At 51.5% G+C, this 1,943-nt stretch carries 3 protein-coding genes and 1 pseudogene; 1 reads left to right on the top strand and 3 read right to left on the bottom strand.

Going from position 1 to position 1,943, the window contains the following annotated elements:
- Both QCH34_RS11615 and QCH34_RS11610 read right to left on the bottom strand, forming a co-directional pair.
- A partial coding sequence (locus tag QCH34_RS11615) for a thiamine pyrophosphate-binding protein (protein WP_300334362.1) occupies positions 1-642 on the bottom strand: 642 nt, incomplete at its 3' end.
- Between the two features lie 3 nt (positions 643-645).
- Positions 646-1,023 carry an STAS domain-containing protein gene (locus QCH34_RS11610; protein ID WP_300334359.1) on the bottom strand — a complete coding sequence of 126 codons (378 nt, stop codon included), beginning with the start codon at positions 1,021-1,023 and terminating at the stop codon, positions 646-648.
- A 294-nt stretch (positions 1,024-1,317) separates the two neighbouring features.
- On the opposite strand from QCH34_RS11610, the gene QCH34_RS11605 reads away from it, so the two are divergent.
- Positions 1,318-1,746, top strand: a complete 429-nt coding sequence (locus QCH34_RS11605; RefSeq protein WP_300334357.1) for a PaaI family thioesterase — start codon at positions 1,318-1,320, stop codon at positions 1,744-1,746.
- Here the strand turns inward: QCH34_RS11605 and QCH34_RS11600 are convergent.
- Positions 1,743-1,943, bottom strand: a pseudogene (locus tag QCH34_RS11600) (CGGC domain-containing protein); the annotation flags it as partial. The gene QCH34_RS11605 and the pseudogene QCH34_RS11600 overlap by 4 nt on opposite strands.

Below are 1,943 nucleotides of genomic sequence, written 5' to 3'. Positions count from 1 at the left end.
CCCGACAAGGATGGCGGGGTGTTCTGCCCCGCAGAGTTCGCGTGCTGCCTCGATCACCTGTTTTCTGTCAAAATATTCTGCCGCCGGAAGTTCAAACGGCTTTTCGGGGGTCGCAATCTCGATTGTCTCCATCAGGATGTCTTTTGGCAGGCTCAGGTGTACCGGCCCTTTTCTGCCGGTCATTGCATGGATGCAGGAAGATTTGAGATCATATTCAGCCGCATACGGGGAGGTGATCATCAGGCTGCTTTTACAGATCGTCTCGAAGATCTTCACCGAATCGATCCCAATGCCCGTTGAATCCTGGAGGGTTCCTTTTCTGTTGGTAAATGTCGGGATCTGGCCGGAGAAGACGATCAGCGGGATACCGTCAAGGCTTGCACCGGCGACACCTGAGATGAGGTTGGTCACGCCGGGCCCTGATGTGGCGAAACATACACCCGGCACCCCTTTGATCCGGGCATAGCCGTCAGCCATAAAAGCCGCCCCTTCCTCGTGTTTCGTCAGGACGGGGGTGATTGACCCCTTCTTCACGCAGGTTGTGAGGAACGGTTCAAGGACGAGGCCCGGAACGCCAAAGATGTGATCGATACCCTGCTGCTCCAGATAGTCGAAGATCAGTTCTGCAACAGTGCATTTCATCTGTCATTCCCCCTCCACCCTGTTTAAGCCGCCTGATTTGAGGGAGATTTCAAGTGCCGGAACCGCTTCTGTGCGTGAAGGGTACATGGTAAAGATCCGGGAGAATCCGGATATATCGAAGACTTCCATGACGTAATCGGATACCGAACAGAGCACCATCTCGCCATCCAGGCGCTTCACATCTTTATATGTCTTGAGAAGGATACGGAGGCCAAGGCTTGATATGAATGTAGTATTGGAAAAATCGCAAATAATCCCTTTATTCACTCCAATCAGCCGCTGAAGTTGTTTTTCAAGATCCACAGACGTTACTGAGTCGACCCGAACAGGTAGCTCGATGACGACGATCGATCCAATCGTATGTTCCATATACGGGGGCATAATATCTCCTGTGAATGAACAACGGGGATATATTCATTATCAAATATAAGTCTTCGCCTGCTAAAAAGAGAGGAGATGCGCAGGATCCGCCCATACATCCTCATTGCATTCAGCATAACAGGGTTCAATCATCCTGCATAACCAGGAGAGAGGGTCCGATGATTCTCCAATCGATCCAACCACTTCTTCCCGTATCGTACTCTTCAATGACCAGAAGTGACGATTTGAACAGGCATCTGCGTTGCTCACCAATCCTGCCATAGCTTTTTCGTCCACTGCTCACAAACTCATCCCATGACAGTTGCCGATGATGCAGAACAGTTCCTGAATGCCGATAGATATGCGCAGGAGAACGGGATCGAACTCATCGAGGCAGGGGCCGGGCATGCCCGTGTTGCCATGCAGGTACAACCAAAGCACTTGAACAGCCATGGCACCGTCCACGGAGGGGCTCTCTTTACACTTGCTGATTGTGCATTTGCCATCGCCTCGAATTCACACGGCATACCGGCGGCGGCGATCAACGCTTCCATCTCATACCTCACCGCCGCACGGGAGGGGAGACTGATAGCGGTTGCAGAAGAATTTGCGAAAAGTAAAAGGCTCGCCTCCTACACAGTCATCATTACCGATGAGCATGAGAACAGAATTGCAATCTTCCAGGGAATGGTCTTTCGGAAACAGCCGCGGGATGATGGAGAAAAGGACAGGAGGAGACCCTAATCATAGGCCTTCCTCGTCTCCTCGTCTGAGAGTGTTGGAGCGATAAGCTCCTGCCAGGGTTTTGAGTTCCAGGTCTTTAATGCTGTGTGGGTTGTGAGATAATTCTCCGGTATCGGGTGCGTACCGACAACCACATCCATGCCATACTTCTCCCTGAAGAATTCGGTGAAGTATCTGATCCGGGGGCATGGAGGATA

The organism is Methanocalculus sp., assembly GCF_029762515.1.
In the GTDB taxonomy this organism is placed as follows: domain Archaea; phylum Halobacteriota; class Methanomicrobia; order Methanomicrobiales; family Methanocorpusculaceae; genus Methanocalculus.
Note: the sequence above shows the minus strand (reverse complement) of the source record. Positions and strands in the feature narration are given on the sequence as shown.